The 18,954-nt window shown below is 45.7% G+C and carries 15 protein-coding genes and 1 tRNA gene; 6 read left to right on the top strand and 10 right to left on the bottom strand.

Annotation, left to right across the window (positions count from 1 at the left end):
* Window positions 1-114: 114 nt before the first annotated feature.
* A complete protein-coding gene (locus tag AC438_RS03780; RefSeq protein WP_238376309.1) occupies window positions 115-801 on the bottom strand; it encodes a sensor histidine kinase in 687 nt (228 codons plus the stop codon).
* Window positions 802-1,574: 773 nt separating this feature from the next.
* Between AC438_RS03780 and AC438_RS17130 the strand changes: the two genes are divergently transcribed.
* The gene (locus tag AC438_RS17130; RefSeq protein ID WP_053979939.1) at window positions 1,575-2,624 is read left to right on the top strand and encodes a bactofilin family protein; all 1,050 of its coding nucleotides are present in this window, start codon (window positions 1,575-1,577) and stop codon (window positions 2,622-2,624) included.
* A gap of 74 nt (window positions 2,625-2,698) precedes the next feature.
* Window positions 2,699-4,111: a class I SAM-dependent methyltransferase gene (locus tag AC438_RS03765; protein WP_053979938.1), complete on the top strand. Its 1,413-nt coding sequence runs from the start codon at window positions 2,699-2,701 to the stop codon at window positions 4,109-4,111.
* 135 nt (window positions 4,112-4,246) lie between these two features.
* On the opposite strand, the gene AC438_RS03760 is transcribed toward AC438_RS03765, so the two are convergent.
* The 4 genes from AC438_RS03760 to AC438_RS03750 all read right to left on the bottom strand — a co-directional run bounded on the left by AC438_RS03760 (window position 4,247) and on the right by AC438_RS03750 (window position 7,109).
* A complete protein-coding gene (locus AC438_RS03760; protein WP_053979937.1) occupies window positions 4,247-5,632 on the bottom strand; it encodes an adenylate/guanylate cyclase domain-containing protein in 1,386 nt (461 codons plus the stop codon).
* A gap of 327 nt (window positions 5,633-5,959) precedes the next feature.
* Window positions 5,960-6,112, bottom strand: a complete 153-nt coding sequence (locus AC438_RS16745; protein WP_156316986.1) for a hypothetical protein — start codon at window positions 6,110-6,112, stop codon at window positions 5,960-5,962.
* 11 nt (window positions 6,113-6,123) lie between these two features.
* Entirely contained in the window at window positions 6,124-6,927 is an 804-nt protein-coding gene (locus AC438_RS03755) for a hypothetical protein (protein ID WP_053979936.1), read from the bottom strand.
* Window positions 6,928-6,929: 2 nt separating this feature from the next.
* Window positions 6,930-7,109: a hypothetical protein gene (locus tag AC438_RS03750; protein WP_053979935.1), complete on the bottom strand. Its 180-nt coding sequence runs from the start codon at window positions 7,107-7,109 to the stop codon at window positions 6,930-6,932.
* Window positions 7,110-7,264: 155 nt separating this feature from the next.
* Between AC438_RS03750 and AC438_RS03745 the strand changes: the two genes are divergently transcribed.
* Window positions 7,265-7,352, top strand: a tRNA-Ser gene (locus tag AC438_RS03745).
* 140 nt (window positions 7,353-7,492) lie between these two features.
* Here AC438_RS03745 and AC438_RS03740 read toward each other — a convergent pair.
* A complete protein-coding gene (locus AC438_RS03740) occupies window positions 7,493-8,758 on the bottom strand; it encodes a leucine-rich repeat-containing protein kinase family protein (protein WP_053979934.1) in 1,266 nt (421 codons plus the stop codon).
* Window positions 8,759-9,087: 329 nt separating this feature from the next.
* Between AC438_RS03740 and AC438_RS03735 the strand changes: the two genes are divergently transcribed.
* From AC438_RS03735 to AC438_RS03725, 3 genes are all read left to right on the top strand, one after another.
* A complete protein-coding gene (locus tag AC438_RS03735; protein WP_053979933.1) occupies window positions 9,088-9,597 on the top strand; it encodes a Z-ring associated ZapG family protein in 510 nt (169 codons plus the stop codon).
* Between the two features lie 77 nt (window positions 9,598-9,674).
* Window positions 9,675-10,751 carry a trypsin-like peptidase domain-containing protein gene (locus AC438_RS03730; protein ID WP_082353961.1) on the top strand — a complete coding sequence of 359 codons (1,077 nt, stop codon included), beginning with the start codon at window positions 9,675-9,677 and terminating at the stop codon, window positions 10,749-10,751.
* A gap of 153 nt (window positions 10,752-10,904) precedes the next feature.
* Entirely contained in the window at window positions 10,905-11,468 is a 564-nt protein-coding gene (locus AC438_RS03725) for a Maf family protein (protein ID WP_053979931.1), read from the top strand.
* Window positions 11,469-11,511: 43 nt separating this feature from the next.
* On the opposite strand, the gene AC438_RS03720 is transcribed toward AC438_RS03725, so the two are convergent.
* From AC438_RS03720 to AC438_RS03705, 4 genes are all read right to left on the bottom strand, one after another.
* On the bottom strand, window positions 11,512-11,817 hold the full coding sequence (locus AC438_RS03720; protein WP_238376308.1) for an isoamylase early set domain-containing protein: 306 nt from the start codon (window positions 11,815-11,817) through the stop codon (window positions 11,512-11,514).
* Between the two features lie 571 nt (window positions 11,818-12,388).
* Complete coding sequence (locus tag AC438_RS03715) at window positions 12,389-15,976, bottom strand: hybrid sensor histidine kinase/response regulator (RefSeq protein WP_053979929.1); 3,588 nt, start codon at window positions 15,974-15,976, stop codon at window positions 12,389-12,391.
* A 221-nt stretch (window positions 15,977-16,197) separates the two neighbouring features.
* Window positions 16,198-18,261 carry a methyl-accepting chemotaxis protein gene (locus tag AC438_RS03710; protein WP_053979928.1) on the bottom strand — a complete coding sequence of 688 codons (2,064 nt, stop codon included), beginning with the start codon at window positions 18,259-18,261 and terminating at the stop codon, window positions 16,198-16,200.
* 92 nt (window positions 18,262-18,353) lie between these two features.
* Window positions 18,354-18,902: a chemotaxis protein CheW gene (locus AC438_RS03705; RefSeq protein WP_162230692.1), complete on the bottom strand. Its 549-nt coding sequence runs from the start codon at window positions 18,900-18,902 to the stop codon at window positions 18,354-18,356.
* Between the last annotated feature and the right edge of the window lie 52 nt (window positions 18,903-18,954).

Below are 18,954 nucleotides of genomic sequence, written 5' to 3'. Positions count from 1 at the left end.
AGTGATGGCGCGCATTCTACAGTTTAGCTAAGCCATGTCAAACACTATTTAATAATTTTATTAAAATACAGAAAAACGTATATAATTCAAACAACTAGACCGATTTTCCAACCTTTAATTGGGCAAATAAAACTCAAAAACGCCACCACCCAAAGGCTCACCATTGCGCAATACAATACTGCCCGACCGCTCACCCTCAGTATGCATTTGAGCAATCACGCTGGCAAAGTACAGCCCTAACTGTGTACTATCGCTATGCCCTAGCCCGCGCCTATGGCGCAATGGGTAATCAAGCATGCCCTGAGGGAAGCCATCGCCATCATCAGCCACGCTAATACACACAGCCCCATCAGCCAAGGTCGCTCGCAATAAAAGCCGCCCCTTGGTATAGCGACAGCCATTCACCAAAACATTTTGAATCACACTCCCGACCAAATCAGCATCAAAGTAGGCCTCTAAATTCGAATCGCAATCCACACACACACTCACTTTGCGACTTTCGATTAACGGATAGTTACGAGCAACCTGATCCTCTAGGATATCAATAACAAAGTGCTGATCAATGCTCATTGGGAGCCGCTCTTGCTGCATGCGATAGATCGAGAGCAGCTGCACCAGTTCGTTATTAATGCGCGAGGCTTCGTAATGCAGGCTATTGATTTGCTCTGCCTGCCTAGCATTCGCAAGCGGCATATCCACCAGCACACTCTGCAATGACGCAATCAGCATACTGACTGAGTTTTTCATGTCATGCACGCTCGAAGCAAGCACCGTGGCAAAATCTATTTCGTTTGGTTTCACCTACCCCAGCCTCGCAACAATTACACACTCCAAATCTACACGGCATACTCTTTGACTGCCGATAGCCCACACCACATATACACCTCCAACTCACTAGTAACCCTTATAATAGTCGCTCATAACCTCTCGCGCCTACCTTCCCCTTATATCGACCCTTCACCTAACCCCGCAAAGGTCACTGATCACCCTTTAGCCAAAAAGGTGGCTCACCACGCAGCTGATAGATGATTTTGTAAGCACTTCGCGCCAGCTTGTAGTGCGCATCACCCTAGAGAGAAAGCAAGAGCCAAACAACGCAGCGATCTAGAGGTATACGCGATGAAAGTTTACGGAAATATGAGCACAGATAGTTTGTGCAAGCCAATCTATAACTCATGCGCGCCCAACTTCGGTATTGCTAGGCAACTACGGTTATTTTTTGCACATATTACACTTGTGTAAATATAGAACACCCTATAAAAAGACATTCAAATGAAGGAAATAAGAGGTATTCACATCTCCGCAATGAATCTAAGATTCAAAAATACTGACGCAATGAGATTAATCGTAAAATTTAAGTTGAATTACCCCACCCAAGCACAGGACAATAGAGATCAAGTTACTAAACACCAAAAAGATAACTTTAACGCCAAAGTGTCATCGTTAAATATTATAATAGATGCAATTGACTTCAGCAGGTAATGGCACCAAAATTGCCTTGATGACATTTACAAATTACTGCAAAATATAACATGGTAATAAAAACCAACATCGACTTTTAAACAGAGGCTTTTATGGACGGCATACTTTCTAGTATGGGCTCGCTATTTGATAAAAAAGAATCTAGCAACCCCACCCCCAAAACATCGATAGCCCAGCAGCCCAGCGACCCAAAGGGTGACGCCGTGCCGACTACCCGCACAGCAACGGGATCGGCGACAGCTCCTAATACCGCAACCTCAAGCTCTGATACCAACACTACAAGCGCTGAAGCGACGAAACCTAAAGCGATAGACCCTAATAATATCGACCTTAAAAGCATTAACTTTAAGAATATGGGCTCTAAAAAAACCGGCCTCAATAATTCAGACCGCACAGACACGCGCATAGACTCTAACACTATCGCACCCAAAGCTGCAGTCCCTAACACTACACGCTCAAGCGCTAGTACTGAGAGCTCTGAGACTAAGAGCGCCAACATCGCGGACTCTTATTCTGTTGCAACTCCTGATACAGCAGCCACTAAAGCCTTTGAGCCTAAACCATCAACCGCCTCCATGGCAACAAATGCGTCTGGTACAGCAACTACGCCGACAAAGCAATACAGCACCCCTGTAAAAAACACTTCATCATCCACAATAGGAATACAAGATATGAAAGCCCAAACCAGCACCTCCTTCACGCCAAGCACGCCAAGCACGCCTGCCAGTAACAATGGGCCCAGCGGTGTAGCACAAGATGAAAACCGCCCCAGCGCAGTGATCGGCTCTAAAATTACTTTTAAAGGCGAATTGAGCGGTGATGAAGACTTACTCATTCAAGGGATTGTAGAGGGCACAGTCTCTTTGAAGGGTAACCAGTTAACCGTCGGCAAGCTCGGTAAAGTAAAAGCTAACCTTTCAGCCAAAAACATTATCGTCGATGGCAATGTTGAAGGCGATTTAATTGCAGAAGATCATATCGCCATCAATGCTTCGAGTGTTGTTAAAGGCAATATTGTTGCCGAGAGAGTAACTCTTGAAGACGGCGCGAAGTTCCGCGGCTCTATCGATATGGACACTGACACACCACTTTCTAGCAAACCACAAGGCTTTAGCAAAAACTTAAGCTATACCGATAGCTAAGTCGTAAGCTAGCGATATCACAATTAAAAAACACCCCAAATAAGCAAGGACGCTATTTACCAAGAGACTAAAGCGTGCTTAATCCGTCATCACAAAAGCCATCAAACTACAATAAAGACCTCACTTTCAAGCACCCCAGTATTGAGCTCATACACAAAACCCTGCAGCAAAAGCAAAAGCCAAAAATATTAGATCTAGGCCCCCCTAGCGCAGCAAGTTTTAATTTCTTTAGAGCCAAAAACTGCCACATACGGTTTGAAAGCTTAAATGACTTTTTTGAGCAGGCCGCACCCCACAAGGAACAATGGAACAGTAAGACATTCATTACTGAAATGGATAGCTTTTTATCGCCACTCAACAAAAACGATGAATATGACGTTATCTTAACCTGGGATCTATTTTGTTATTTAGATCGCGAATCTATCCGATACTTTTGCTGGCGACTCGCACAAAACAGTAAGCCGAACACACTCCTACAAATGGTACGCTATTGGGGCCGCGCCTATCCTAGTAAGCCTTGCGAGTTCAAAATACTTGATCATGAATATGTCAATAATAACTACGCAAGTAGCGAGCTTAAGCACGCTCAAAAACTCGCACCAGCTTCCCAATTGCAGGCTCACCTGCCATTGTTCAAACTCACACATCAATTTATCGATGCTCCCGACATGCACCCTGCAATGACAGAGTCTGTCTTTATTTTTAATCGCAGCACCCCCCAGCACCCCAACAAAAGCAACGCCCAACCAATCGGTATGCGATCGATCAATACAGTGAAAACCAAAATAAAGCCCGCTCCCACCAAGAGCATTCGCTTTGGTCATGTCAGCTACGCACTTGATCAATTATTACTCTCTGGGCGTACTTATCAGACTTTAGACACTCTCGCTACCGACCACAACAAAGTCGGTAATGCGCCATTAAATATCTTAGATCTAGGCGCCTACAATACCAATAACTCAGCCTATTTTAAGCGTTTAGGGCACCATGCTTTTTTTGTCAATCTCACACACCTTATGCAACACATTAATCTGAATAACACTGAAAGCTTACCCTCGCTATTACCTTTACGACCCAACCAAAAATTTGATGTTGTTTTAGGCTGGGACTTACTATGCAACTATGAGCCCGAGCAAATCACAAAAATCATCCAACTCTTAAAGCCGCATATTCACACCAATAGCTTACTGCACTTAATGCATTTTGTCGGCAAGCTCTCTGGGCCCAATACTCAACTAAGCTGCGACTTTAAAGCCGTCAACAAGCCAGTATCACCCAGCGATGATGAACAGCCTCAAAATTGCCAGATCAGCCTTCTAGAGGACAACTACCCCGCTCGAAGCAGCATAAATACAAAACATAAGAACTACAGTATTCACGAATTAACCTGCGCCATCAATGCCGCCAAAATAGAAAAAAGCTTTATGTTTAAAAAGGGGATGCACCCCGATATTAACGAGTACATTATTAGAATAGAAAGACAGTAGCCCGTCGCCGCACAAAACAGCGTATCGCGGGCACACTCAAAAGAAGACTTTAAGTGAAAAAGATAGACCTATTGGTAGCACACTCGAGTCATACACAAGCATAAAACAGCAGGGCCACCACTTTCAAGGTTGAGGTTATTTAATACTTTTATCTTTTAAGCGGTCGGCAGCACTACTTAACATTTCTATGACACGGTTTTTATCGTAGTTACGAATCTTTTCAAGATCCATATGCATAGAAAACCCCGTCATGTTTTCTTCGAACCATGTCTGCCCTTTTCCCAAATCCTTACGGAAGTCAACTACTTGATAAATACGTACCGGATGGGTAAGTCCTTTAACACTAATCTCACCTTGATCACGGCACATCACCACATCTTTGACTAAAGACCACGTTTGATGTGAGATTAAAATTTCACCCGGCTCGGCAGCCGACTCCAAGCGCGAAGCAATATTCGCGTGAGTACCCAGCACGGTGTAATCCATATATTGACTTGTCCCAAAGGAACCCACGGTGCAATACCCTGTATTAATCCCCATACGGATCAACATCGGCTTTTTAATGCCTTGGTTATACCAGCGCGCTTGTAGCTCTTGCATTTTTTTACGCATTTCAATCGCCATAGAAACGCAACGTAACGCATCTAGCTTCATACCTTCGCTTTGAGCATCACCAAAAATCACCATGACCCCATCACCCATAAACTTATCGATGGTGCCCTTGTGCTTGGCGGCAATTCTTGCCATCTCTGTTAAATAAGAATTCAGCAGCTCGGTCAAGGTTTCTGCCTCTAGCTCTTCGGCTAGGGTGCTAAAACCTTGGATATCAGAGAAAAACACCGTCACACGCTTACGCTCAGTAGTGAGTGATTGCTCACGACCCTCGCTAATGGCTCGCCAAACTGTTGGCGGTAAATAGCGAGCAAGCTTATAGGTTTTGAGCTTGTACAGCGTATGCTCACTAGAGAGCTTTTTAACCTGCTCAGAAAGCCTACGCATACGGTTATAGGCATAAAGCGCATACGCGCAAAAATAAATGAATATACCAATTAAACTAACGGCATTAATTTCTAAACGCGAAGAGTACTGCCACTCAGGCACCCGTATAACCAAGCTCACCACAATGCCTGCCACTAATGCTGCAGTATCAATACTCCACTTGTGCAAGCCGCCGTTAATAAGGCTATTAAACTGCACCATTGTTACAAACATGATGGTAGGCAACACACTAAAGTCGCACAAACTCAGTATGACACCAACTAATGCAGCATCAGCTACCATAAAGTGGTCAAACGTTTTATGCTGGCTAAGCATCCTACGCTTGATCAAAAAGTAGCTAACAACAGTGTAAATACCGACTAACAGACCTGCAAAAAACAACAGCCAATCGGCATCAGGCCAATTAACATGCGTAATAGCCGTACCCGCTGCAGCAAAGCAAATAAGCGCTCGGATATCGTGCTGACGCACGGATACCTCAGCGCCAGCTGAATGTTTTTTTTGTGCTGAGTTGTCGCTCATATGCGCACTCAATTATTATTCTATTAATGACATTTTCCACCAACAGTGAACTCCTTAGCGTTTGAACCTTCTATAAGAATACACAACATACAAATATGTTCACTACACATATACCGGCATTGCCTGCTCATACACTCGCAAGATATTCAAGGCCGCCTAGATTAAGCCATACCCTTCCAATTCTCACGCGTGTGCGCTTAACGGCAGGCATTAAACGCTTTTTATTACCAATTGTCCATATTGCACTCAATGACTCTGGCCTTCTAATTTTAAATCTAAATAGCGCTCATCTAAACCCTTGTATTGTTTTTTTAATTGATTGTGCTCTTACACCAGTACCTCATATTTGTGTACTAGCAAATGCTCACTCTCAATATTCACACGTTCAGCACTCAAATACTCCTCACTCGAACCCGTAATACCTAACAGCGCCTCGTGACTCACAGAGCGCCTTGCAACCCCGCCAGCATCCAAAGTCAAAGCATCGCCTCCTACACAGCTGCATTATTGATGGGGGTTTCTGGGCTGGTAGGTTCCCCTGGGGCATGCTTGTCTTTTGGGGCCACCAACGCAGCTTTTAGGCCTACAACTTCTTCTTTTAAATAGTGAGCCACCGTATCAGTGGCACACATATCGCTTTCAAGCTCTTGAATATGAGCTTTTAAGTCAGGCAGAGCACTGAGTTTTGACCGCAGACTTTGAAGCTCCTTGTACGTCATCGCCAGCTCATCTGCCATTAATTGAATACACAATGCCGACTCCTCTAAAAAGCGCTTATGCCGTGTAAGCTCGTCCTCAAGCTCACGAATCAGATCAATTTTAACGCAAGCATCGCTAGCACTTTTAATTGTTAGCCTCAAATCATCGATCATCTGGTGCTGCTCATTCGTCATTTGGCGTAATTCACGCAGCTCTTGCGTGGCCACATCAACGATATCATAACTACACTGATACTGGCCCACCAAATCAACCAACTCACTCTGATTTCCATCATCTACAATGCATGCTATTTTATCTTGTATGTGCTGAAAATATTCACCAGCCTGCGCTTTACTGGTATACCTAAAGGCTGCGACGCGCCTGTCAATCGGTACGCTAGAGCCAACATCAAGGTCAATATCTCGGCCTGCCTTAAATTGCGCATGATAGTCACGTATGCCACAGACATGCCTATCAAGATAATGCGTATAGGTGCTCAGCGAGGCGCGGGGCTGGTCTATAGCGTTCGCCGAGATAGCCTTAAGAGTGCTGGCCTTAGAAGCAATGTATGCTGATGAGTCGCTAAACTCAGGCACAACTAGGGGCTGGGCGTGATGGCCGAGCGCGCTGGTGCCGCTTGCTTGCTGATAAGCTTTTTTTGGGCGCGAAGCAGCAATGACTTAAGCTTGCGAATGTACACCACCATACCCGCAATGATTAATAACGCAAAGACAAAAGCCTCGATCAAAACAACCAAGGTAACGACCTTAAACTCCATGAATATAACTCAAAATAATCGCCGCATTACCCTAAAGTATGGTTCAACATCGCCTTTATGGGTAACAAACACCATTATTTTGCCTTTTTAAAGACTGATAAACAGATATCATTTGCCTTTAGCGTCAAGCTTCGATAGAGTTGCGCGCCTAATTTGGTGAGGTGTCCGAGTGGTCGAAGGAGCACGCCTGGAAAGTGTGTAGGTCGCAAGGCCTCGAGGGTTCGAATCCCTCCCTCACCGCCATTTCAAAAAAAGCCCAGTAAAACTGGGCTTTTTTTTTGCGTGACGCTTTGTCAGTCAATCTATTTTAAGGCCGCGCGCTGCGGTGGCTTGCTTTTCAACATTAAACATTCCATAGAGACTCTGAGCCATATCATTATGCATTATGAGGCGATTAGCATACTTGCTTGCTGGCGCCAATAGGCTAGCTGCGCAAGTGCGCTCTGGGACTGGTCATCAACGCAAAGGCTGAGCAAGTCTTCAATAAAATAGCCTAACGCGCGCTTCTCTATGGCTACTATAGCTTGCTGGATTGGCTCGGATAAATACCCGTAATACGACGCGGCACCAAAATCGCCAAAGAGTAACTGCATCTCGTCATTAACGAGAACATTATGCGCATAAACATCGCCATGGCTGATTTGTCGCACCCTCAAATGCGCTAATACCGATTCCATTTGCACCATCAAGATTGCGATATCAGCCAAACTTAAACGCTCATTTGGAGCAAAGGTATCACGCGTACAGCTGTGCAGGCTCGGTGGTAAACCTAAATTGCGATAATCGCTCGGTATTAGCTTCATCACTACTGCCAATGCCTCATCGCTTTGAACATAACCCACCGTACGCACCACATTGGCATGAGCACCAACACGCACAGCAATCGCTAATTCATCGCGAGGGTAGCCATCACTAGTCACAGAGCCATGAAATACTTTAACCGCGACATGCTTAGGCATTTTATAGGCGTTCACTCGCCATGAGGCCCGCCAAATCACTCCTGACGCCCCACGGCCTAACACGTCATGACATTTTAGGTGATCCATACGCACTTTAGGCACTTGCCATTCGCTATCTAGCGGCGCCGGCGGCTCAAAAGGGTTACCCGCAAAGGCTAGCCACGCTAAACGAGGCAGTTTGCACAAAACACGGGGGAACGAGGTCAATTGATTAGCAGAGATTCTGAGAAGCTGTAAGTTGTGACACCGCGCTAGCGTATCTGGCAGCGCGGTTAAGCGATTACCTGCCAGCATTAATTTTTGTAAATAAGGTCGCTCGCCAATCGCCTCTGGTAGTGACTCGATGGCATTGTCGGTAAGAATCAACCACCGGAGTTTAGCGGGCAGTGCGCAGGCAGGTACATGAGTAATACGATTGGCTTTAAAGCCGATCATTTCCAAGTTTTTGCAAGCCCCTAACGCGGCTGGCAAAACAGTAAAGTGATTATTTGAAACAAAAAGAACCTTTAAGCGGTGCAAGCGATGTAAATCATCGGGCAAGCTTGTTAAGCAATTATTTGATAAATCTAAAATTTCTAATGTGTCGGCTAAGGTAAAAATAGCTTCGGGAAAATCAGTGAGTTCTTGCGCTAGTGCCAACCGTGTGGCGCCTTGGTAAGCGCCATCTTCCAATTGCTTTAAAGTATTCACACTTTCCCCCTTTATTGTATAAGCCCAAAATCGACTTAGCCCCCTTGGCGATGCGCTATTTTACGCTGGACGACTCAATAGTCTAGCGCTGCAATCCTAAGCAATCTATCGAAGTTACACTCAAAAGCCTCACACGATGAAAAACTATAGCCATTACATACTAACTACAGCGTGCCATCAGAACTCACTTAATTCATGCGTATTGCGCTGTTTTTTTACCTTGATACCCTCAGCCAGATACTTTTAGGCCATACTCAATACACAGATATATGCAGTATTCCACTGCTTACTGTATGATTCGCCCGTTAGCTAACTTTTGAGGAGACACCGTGATTTCAACTACAGTCCTTATTGTCACCAGCCTTGCCTGCCTATTGATCGGTATCGCAATAGGTTTATTGATTATGCGCACCATCCAAAACACTGGCCAGCCAAAAGATTTAGAAGCCAAACACAACACGCTGCAAAATGAATACAATCAGTATCAACAAAATGTTGCACAACATTTTGTTGATACTTCCCGCCTTATTGTAGAAAGCCAGCAACGTCAACAGCAGTTGCGCGACCACTTGGTCAGCGGTGCACTTCATCTTACCAGCCCTGATATCAGCCGCGCCATTTTAGCTCAAAGCGATGAAGAGCCTACACCACCCCCACAAGCTCTCGAAAATATAGACCCAGCAACCATTAAACCGCCTCAGGACTGGGCCCCCAAAACACCGGGCCAGCAAGGCGTGCTGAGCGAAGATTTTGGTTTGGCTGAAGAGCCGGAAGATACGAGTAGCATTGAAGTCAAGACCGCAGGCAACGACCCGCACGACGACATTAAAAGCAGCTAAAGCACGTGCTCTACAAGGTATTCTTATTTACTCGATGGCCGCTACTTTTTGGCTTACTTGCGGCACTGGTGGTACTGATGGTTGCGCCACAAATTAGCGTGCAAGACGGACGCGCCACCTTTGTACATCGACCCAGCCAAAACACTGCGCCTGCATCTTACGCGCAAGCCGTACAGCATGCCGCGCACGCTGTGGTTAACATCTATACACGCAAAAAATTCACTAACGAACGCCGCCCGTTGTTTAATGACCCCCTTTTTCGGCACTTTTTTAATAATGCAGACAGCTCTCGACAAGAGCGTATGCAGTCAGCCTTGGGGTCAGGTGTTATTGTCACTCAATCGGGATACTTGCTAACCAACAACCATGTCATTCAAGGCGCTGACGAAATTGTTGTGCAGCTCCAAGATGGTCGCGACGCTCAGGCTGACCTTATCGGTATCGATAAAGAAAACGATCTCGCTGTCCTCAAAATAGCTTTAGATCAGCTCACAGCGATCAGCATCAACGAGCGCCCACTTATGGTCGGCGATGTTGTCTTGGCGGTAGGCAACCCCTTTGGCATGGGCCAAACCGTAACGCAAGGCATTATCTCGGCAGTAGGGCGTTACGGGCTTGGCATTAACACTTTCGAGAACTTCATTCAAACCGATGCCGCTATTAACCCAGGTAATAGCGGTGGTGCACTTATTGATGCTTACGGTAATCTTGTAGGCATCAACACCGCCATGTTGGATCGTATTGGTGAAAATAATCTGAACGGAATAGGCCTTGCTATACCCGCCGAAACCGCTTTGCAAAGTCTAAGCGATATTATTGAGTTTGGACGCGTCGTACGCGGCTGGCTCGGAGTGACCGCTCAACCCATTACTCCGCAGCTGGCAAGCCGCTATCGTCTTCCGTCACCACATGGTTTATTGGTCACTGGGGTGTACAAGAATGGCCCGGCCCATATTGCCGGTCTAACGCCTGGCGACATTATTATAAAAGTGAACGATCAGAAGGTAAATAATGGCTTGAGTGGTAGCCTTCGTAGTATGCAAGAAGTTAAAGAGTCCCGCCCAGGCGAAGAGGTTAAGCTGGAGGTGTACCGCAACAACACTCCTTTAACGATTACTGCGGTACTGTCGATCAACCCTAACAGTAGCGAATAAATACATCATTACCCCACCAGAGCTGACCATACGTACAGATAGATTTGCGTAAATCGAAACTTTATAGCGACTTGCAACCGGCAGTCGTTTTACCACAACCACAACCACAACCACAAAAGTGTAGCCGCCAAACATTAAGACCCAATAAACACTATGGATATTATTCTTGCTTCATCTTCTCGCTACCGCAAACAATTACTAGCGCAAGTAAACATTAACGCTCGGTGCATAGCACCCGATATTGACGAAGCCGCGCACTATCAGGAACAACCCAAGGCGCAAGCACTGCGCTTAGCTATCGCGAAGACTCACCATATTGCACAGCATGCCCCTCACGTGACGATTATAGGAAGCGATCAAGTAGCGAGCCTCAACGGCGTGCCACTAGGCAAGCCTGGAGACTATGAAAAAGCCGTTCAACAACTCCAATTACAATCAGGGCAGACGGTCCTTTTTCATACCGCCGTGTGTGTACGTAAAGGGCCAGCTTTACTCAGCGATGTAGTGACAACAGAAGTTGAATTTAGGCCGCTCACCAGCGCCGACATAGAAGACTATCTTAAGCAAGAGCAACCCTTTGATTGTGCCGGTAGCTTTAAATCTGAAGGCCTTGGATTATCGCTGTTTAAGCGCGTAACCAGTGATGACCCCAGCGCACTAATTGGCCTACCGCTCATTACAACGCTAAACTTTTTGCGCACCCTAGGCGCTCGCTAAGCTCTCGGAACTTTGTGTCGTATTAAGACGCCATCAAAAAGCCTTACAAAACAACAACTGAGTTTTCTTCAAAGCTTACATTACTCGGCACATAATGATCTGCACTATCATCATTTTCCCAGGTATCGCCATTTAACAAGTAGCGAAATTCATGTTGCTCACCTACAGGCAGTGAGAGCGTTGCGGCATATGCGCCGTTTTTTTGCTTGCGAAGTTTTTGCGCATCAACATTCCAATCATTAAATGTTCCTACTAGATGTACCGTTTTCACACCTTCAGCGCGTTGGCGAGGAAGTACGAATTTGACTTTACAAATAGGCTTACTCTTTAAATAATTCTTTTCAATCATAATGATGCGCCACGTGGTTGCTATGAGGTTATTGTCGGGTGATACTTAAATTGAGCAGTACTCAGAAGTACCCACACGATCATCAGTCATTCACCCTGCCCTCTGGGGTCTTAGGCTTTGATTTTATCTAATGACTTTATCTGATGACTTTATGTAGTGACTTCCGTAGATCGTAGAGCCAAGCGTTATAAAAGCCCTCTCAACACGTAAATATCCAGTGAATACGCTCGATTTATTCAGGCCTGTATTAGCTCAATAAGCGCACTAATCGGCCATGCGATTGGCAGCCGCTTATGCTGCAAAACCAACTCGCATATATATTTTATGATAAAAACAAAATTTCGCAGAACCTCAACTCATCCTATACGCCAAAAGAAAGTATTTGGCACCTTATTATTTAAAGAGCTATCGAAATGCTTTTTATTCCGCATCGATACACCCTAACAACGCTCGATCTTCGCGCACAATCAAGATGAGCTCATATAATAATGCGAGTCCACAGCCGCACACGCAATAACACCGCGATAGCATACCCTGCGATAACACACCCTATAACACAGTACACTCTGACTTATGCGCTGACAGCATGAAAGTCTTGCGGCAAAAGCTCAGTCAATACTTGGGTTAACTCATCATCACTCCAAGGCTTGTTTAAATAAGCTCCCACGCCTGCACTTTTGGCCATCACTTTGTGCCTCGCAGTAGTTCGTGAGGTCACCATGGCAATAGGTATACGCTGATAATCTGGTTGCGAACGCATATGAGCGGTTAATTCAAGCCCGTTCATACGTGGCATTTCCAAATCCAGTAAGGCAATCACTGGCGCGCGACCTTCGGGAAGCTCCGCCATTTGATTAATGGCATCAAAACCATCGCGCGCCGTCACAACATCGTACCCAAAATCCGCCATAAATTGCGCCAGCGCACGACGAGCACTCAGAGAGTCATCAGCTATCAAAGCAATAGGCTTGGTAGCTACCACAGGTTTTTTACGCACACCTAATAAAGCTGTACGCTCCTGCCAATGTTTACGCTCCTCTTCGGTGAAGCGCAATACCGGAAAGTCATGAATATCTAAGACGGGTGCAATAGCGCCATTCCCTAAAATCGCCGCGCCAGTAACGCCGGCAGGATGATAGCTAAAACGACCCAACGGCTTAATAACATGCTCTTCACTAGCGGTTATTTGCTCTACCGCAACACCACAAAGCTCGCCATCCGCTTTGGGTGTTATTAATAATGATCGGTAAATTGTGGCATCGGTACTAAAACCATCGTCAACACCGACCATCTGATTCAAAAAGAAGACCGGTACAGATTTACCATAGAAGTCATAAAACCATCGCTTTTGATCATCTTGCTGCAAATCACCCGCTTGTAGGTGGGCAATTTGCTGCAAGCCTCGACTAATAATACCGTGCACCTGATCGGCGCAGTTCACCATCAACATATGCGCCGACAACACACTCATCGGCATAGACAATTCAAACGTTGTGCCTTGATCGGCCTCGCTGTGTACGCTCAAATAGCCTTTAAGCTGGCGCACCTGATCACTCACAACATCTAAGCCTATACCGCGACCCGATGTTTGGGTCACCGCACTACGCGTACTAAAACCAGGCATTAAAATAATACGGTCAAGCTCACTGTGCGTATGGCTTTGTTCAGTGCTCACAATGCCTCGCTCAATGGCTATTTTTTCAATGAGCCGATAATCAATACCTTGGCCATCATCACTCACACGTACTTTAATCGTGTCCCCAATACGTTCAAACGTCAGAGTAATTTTACCTTCGGCGCTTTTGCCTTTTTGCTCACGCTCAAGTGCACTTTGCTCTAACCCGTGATCCACCGCATTACGCAACAAATGCAATACAGGATCGGCAATCGAATTTAAGACGCGTGAATCCACTAGTACATCATCACCAATAATCTCGAGTGTTGCGGCTTTGTGGGTTAAGCGCGCCGCTTGACGTACACCCCGAGTAAAACGAGACGATAAAATAGAGGCCGGCAGTAGCCGAATGCCCAACACCTGATTTTGCATTTCAAAACCCAGCTGGCGCTGCTCGCCAATAATAGTTTGCAAATCCATCAAAGATTGATTCGACTCCTGCACGGCCTCATGAGCATCAGTCGTAACTTCTTGTAAGCGGCTGGCAAAACTATGCAGCTCATGGTATCGCTCTAATTCTAATGGATCCATGTGCGTATCATCGCCAGCATTAGCGGCAATAAACGCTGCACTTTGCTGAGCCAAACTTTTATCTAACTCGCCCGCCAAATCTAAAAGCTGCTGCTGAAAACGCAACGTAGCCTCAACGACACTTAATGTGGAATTAACACGCGATTGAATTTGAGTATTAGAAATTTGCACCTCGCCGGCCACTCGTAATAACTCAGTCGCCTTCTCATCCGATAAAGTGAGATTAAATTGCGGCTTAGCCTCTAGCATCGCTAACGATGTGGTCGCATTAGGCACCGCTGTGCTGATGCGCGGCGCACTCGCTTTGAGCGCATCCGTATGTAGTTGATTACTTGGCACCCCATTGTCTTGCAGATCATCTTGTTGCGATAATTTCTCTTGCAGCGCATCGCCCTGCAAGAGATCGCGGTGTCCTGCGTGACTGAGTATCACGGTAGGCTCAGCGTCAATCTCTAAAGCGGTCGCCGGTATTTGCGCTTCACCAGCGGGCACTTGAGCGGTCTTAGTCGTTATGCTCGGCAATGATTGAGCATTCAGTGATACCTCTTGGGGTAGCTCTTGAGGTAGCTCTGCACCAATTAAACGATCAATATCCGTCAATACACCTTCGGTAAACACTTCACTTTCAAACGATTCTGTTAGCACGCGAGGCACTGCTCGATAATCGAGGGGCCCCCGTACTGCATGATCACCTAATACGTGCTCATCAGAGGAATGATGCTTATCGCTAGTAGCAGGTTGAGTATCATTACCAAACAAATCATCAAAATCGGCCGCCAAGGACTCGAATTCAGCGTCGAGATCTCCTGCAAACATAGACTCCTGCGCGACATAAGCGCTATCTTTTGTATCGTTAACCGGCTGCAATGCGTCCATCGCCAGCGCATCGGCATCCTGTAACTCGTCCTGCATCACTAATGCATCATCAGTCACCACGGTATCATTCGTAATAAAGGTGTCAGCAGCGGCCATGTCATCGTCAGCAAACGCGACCGTGTCAACAGTGCCTTCAAGCGGTGCCGTTACGCTAGCCTCTGCTTGTATGGTCTCTCTTGTCAGCGCACCCACAAGAGACATCAACAATGCATGAATATTGTCAGGCGCTGGCGCAAAACCCTGTAAAAAATCAGCGATATTTGCTAGGCAATCAGCCGCATCTAAAAGTAAATCAGCAAATCCGGCGTCCCCCATATCAATGCCTTTTTGGTGGGTCTCTAAAAGGTCTTCACAATAATGCATTAAATTGGCGACACCGTGAATCCCCACCACATTGCCAGCACCTTTAACTGTATGGGCAACACGCTGTGCGGTTAATAAATACGATGCGTCGCTGGTATGGATATAGTGGTCAATCGCCGCCGAAAAAAAATCCGCTTGCACAGGAAGCTCAGTAATTAAGCCATCCAATAATTCAGGGTGCACATCGTGAGGAATCGCCAAGCTGGCGTGCTCTTGGGTAATATCATCGGGGTATAACGTCTCTGAATCCTCATCAATAACAACTTCAGAGCACTCAAAAGCCTCTTCAAGCAGCGTCACTTCTTCAGGGGTTAGGGGTTCAGGCCACTCATCTGCCTGCAAATAGGCCAACAAATCTTTACACGCTTGAGCATTAAAGCCATTCGCAAAAATATGTTGTAAATAGCCTAAAAACACCACCGCCCAACGCGCCATTAACGCTTGTACTTCAGGGCTTGGGGCTGTGCGTGCGCTGGCAATACCGGCAAAAATTTTAACCAAGTGATTACAGCTAAGCCCAAGCCCGTGCAAGCCCACCATTTGAGCTGCGCGCGCTAGGTGCTCTAATTGGCTATTAAGATGCTCAAAGTAATGACGCCAGCGGTCAACACGTTGCCATAAATCATCTGGCTCATTACCTACATACTCCGCAACTTCATTGCGTAACAAATCGAGCAACTCTTGTTGCTGCGGAGAAAGACTATCGTATGCCACAGGCGACTCTCACTACTTGATTAAACGCCAATAAATAAAAAGTTACTATTAAGCCAAGTTGAAAAAACTCACCTGACAGGATGCTGATGGATGATTTTCTGGGCATTTAAGTGCCGAGAGCGCTTATATAGCGCCCATGGGTGGCTTAAGCGGCCCAGACAATGATTCATCACTACCCCATTCAGTACCTCTGAATAGCACTAAAAAATAACTTCCGCTACTTACATCGCCTTTGAAATAACGACTTGCTCAGGTTTAGTAGGGGTATATTGCGCCAGTACATTTTCAGGTAGTTTAAACAAACTTACTTGCTCAACTAATAAAGCAGATTGGCCTTTTAAACTATCGGTATATGTTTTTTGCTGAATTAATTGACTGCCTGTTTTTTCGGTGAAGTTTCGAATAATCATGGCTCGGTCACGTACGCGATTCGTCACTTCCGCTTGTTGCACAGCGCTTTGCGCCATCACTTGTACCAGTGCTACAAGCTCATTGGTCGCTTGGTCTGTCTCATTCATTCGCCGACCCGCCACTTCAGCCGTTTTAGTCCCTAGCGCAACCTCAGCAATTAATTTATTCATAATATTCACAGTGTCTGACGTTTCTACTCGAATATTATTCACCATTGACGAAATATCGGCAGTTGCTTCACGGGCATTTTCCGCCAAGCGCTGAACTTCATCGGCAACCACCGCAAAACCTTTACCTGCTTCACCCGCCGAAGCAGCATGCATACTCGCATTCAACGCCAAAATATGAGTTCGCTCTGCAATGGTATTAATCAAACTAACAATACCCGAAATCTCTTGCGAGCGATCACCCAAACGCTTAATACGCTTTTCTGTTTCAGAAATGGTTTCACGAATGGTCAAAATACTTTCTACCGCTTGCTCCACCGATTCACGCGCTTGCTGAGTATTTGCAATAGCGCCTTTAGCGAGCTTATTCGCATCACCGGCTTTACTCGCAATATCATTCATCGCGCGCGCCGAGACCTCGAGTGCTTTTGCTGTCGCAATCACCTGCTTTCTTTCATCTTCTGCAACGCGCACTACTGTCTCTGACTGCTCTTGAAGTACATCAGCCACTTGGTCAACATCCCCCGAAATCGCTCTTACTTGAGCTAAGGTTTTTGCCGTTTCGGATGTCAATAAGTTAATCGCATCTGATACTGTACCTGTAATATCGGCAGAAACAGGTACTTTAATAGTTAAGTCTTTTCGGGCAATCGTACCAACAGCACGAATCAATGAAATAATCGAGTTGTTAAGGTGTTCATTTTCTAACGCTTGATCTTCTAAGTTTTTAATGCGGTCATCTAACAGCTGGTTAAATGCATTACCCAGATCACCCATTTCATCATTGCCAATCATTTTTACGCGTGCTTTCAATTTACCGCGGTTAATACGGCGAATAACACTTTGCATATGCGTCATAGGAAATACAATCCCTTTATAGAGAAAGTAAACACCTACTGCTGTCGCTGTCACAATAATCGATACCATAACAATAAAAACAGCCGTCATGGTTTGATGTTGCTGCTCAGCTTCGGTCCGCGCGGCATTAACATCTTTCTCGACCTGCATCGCTAAAGCACTTACGTCGGCATTTAGCGCATTGTGCAGCTCGCTTTTTTGAGCCACTAATGACTCTAAATCTTTTATGCTGTAGGCTAAAGCTTCAAATTCACGGGAATATTTTTCTAAATCATTCAAAGCCGCTTCCCCCTTAGCTGTTTGTTCATCAGCACGGGCAGCATCCTTTAAGCGATTCAGGCTGTCGAGTACGTTGGCGTAGCGCTGCGCATCAGGTTCAGCAAGGTAACTCGCTTCGCTGGCCTGTAACAATGCTAAGTTGAGTGCTTGTGAAGGCAGGCTTTCGTGCAATACTGCAAACGCCGCAATGACCGACTGTTGTTTCTCGGCTAAGGCCCCTTGCAAGCTTGTGTATTCTGAGTGCGCAGAGAAATATTCTTCAAGTACTTGTGTAATCGTATCAGTTTGCACACCTTTAATCTCTTTTGACTGAAGACTCGCAACCAATACTTGAATATCATCTTTAGCTTTTTCCAAATTGGCATCTTGTGCTGCTAAACCTGCTCCGGTCATCGCTAAGTTCATCAGCGTATTCTGCATCGCACTCAACTGTGCATTTTTTCGACTTTGCTCTGCTTGCAAATTAACCTGTACAAAATATGCCGCACCAATGGCAATAAAACCCACAACCAGACCGGCGACTAAAGCCATAATCTTTTGGGATATACGCATATTCACTAAAAACTTCATGGAGTCACTCCGGTTGTGCGTAGTTAAATTTAAATTTTTGCCATTTCCCTTGTCTGTTTAAGCGCTTGCCATTAAAAAATTTCGACAAGAAATTATGAAACGGACTCTTGCGCGAGAAACGTAAAAATGGCCGCCACATCTAACTCAAACCACCATGCATGATTAAGCCAAAAGCTGCGCGATACAAACGGTTGCAGCGGCGCAGGTGCTTGATCATTCGCATTGCGTAGCGCATCGATGGACAACTCCAATGTCTGCGGTAAGTGATCGCATAATAATGCGACGCTATCATCACCTTTACCTAATATAACAACTTGCGGCTTTTTGATTATTTTTTTAGGTAAATCGATGAGTACAGGTTGGCTTTGCTCGACTGCATACAGGTATAGGGCCAAATCATACACTGGGATCAAGTTGCCCCGCATATTCAATAAGCCCACAAAGTACTGCGGCGTATTAGGTAGCGCAGTAATAACAGGGTCAAAGGTTAATTCGCTATAAGTGCCAACCGGTAATAAAATATTAACTTCACCCACGGTTACACCATAACCGCGCTGTTTTGACCAGCGATCACTTAGAGGAGCCGAAAAATCAAGCGCAACTTCAACTTGGCCATCATTTAATATTTTTTTATCACTCACAAACATCTCCAGCATGCTGTGCTTTCTCTATCGACTGCGCACGTATAGCAAT

This window comes from Marinagarivorans algicola (assembly GCF_001292705.1).
In the GTDB taxonomy this organism is placed as follows: domain Bacteria; phylum Pseudomonadota; class Gammaproteobacteria; order Pseudomonadales; family Cellvibrionaceae; genus Marinagarivorans; species Marinagarivorans algicola.
The sequence above is the reverse complement of the archived record's forward strand: the minus strand, read 5'-3'. Positions and strand labels throughout refer to the sequence as shown.

Coding starts and splice junctions, on each gene's coding strand:
- AC438_RS03750 (WP_053979935.1), bottom strand. CDS start 7,109: ATGGAGTTTAAGGTCGTTACCTTGGTTGTTTTGATCGAGGCTTTTGTC.
- AC438_RS03730 (WP_082353961.1), top strand. CDS start 9,675: ATGGTTGCGCCACAAATTAGCGTGCAAGACGGACGCGCCACCTTTGTA.
- AC438_RS03725 (WP_053979931.1), top strand. CDS start 10,905: ATGGATATTATTCTTGCTTCATCTTCTCGCTACCGCAAACAATTACTA.
- AC438_RS17130 (WP_053979939.1), top strand. CDS start 1,575: ATGGACGGCATACTTTCTAGTATGGGCTCGCTATTTGATAAAAAAGAA.
- AC438_RS03760 (WP_053979937.1), bottom strand. CDS start 5,632: ATGAGCGACAACTCAGCACAAAAAAAACATTCAGCTGGCGCTGAGGTA.
- AC438_RS03720 (WP_238376308.1), bottom strand. CDS start 11,817: ATGATTGAAAAGAATTATTTAAAGAGTAAGCCTATTTGTAAAGTCAAA.
- AC438_RS03710 (WP_053979928.1), bottom strand. CDS start 18,261: ATGAAGTTTTTAGTGAATATGCGTATATCCCAAAAGATTATGGCTTTA.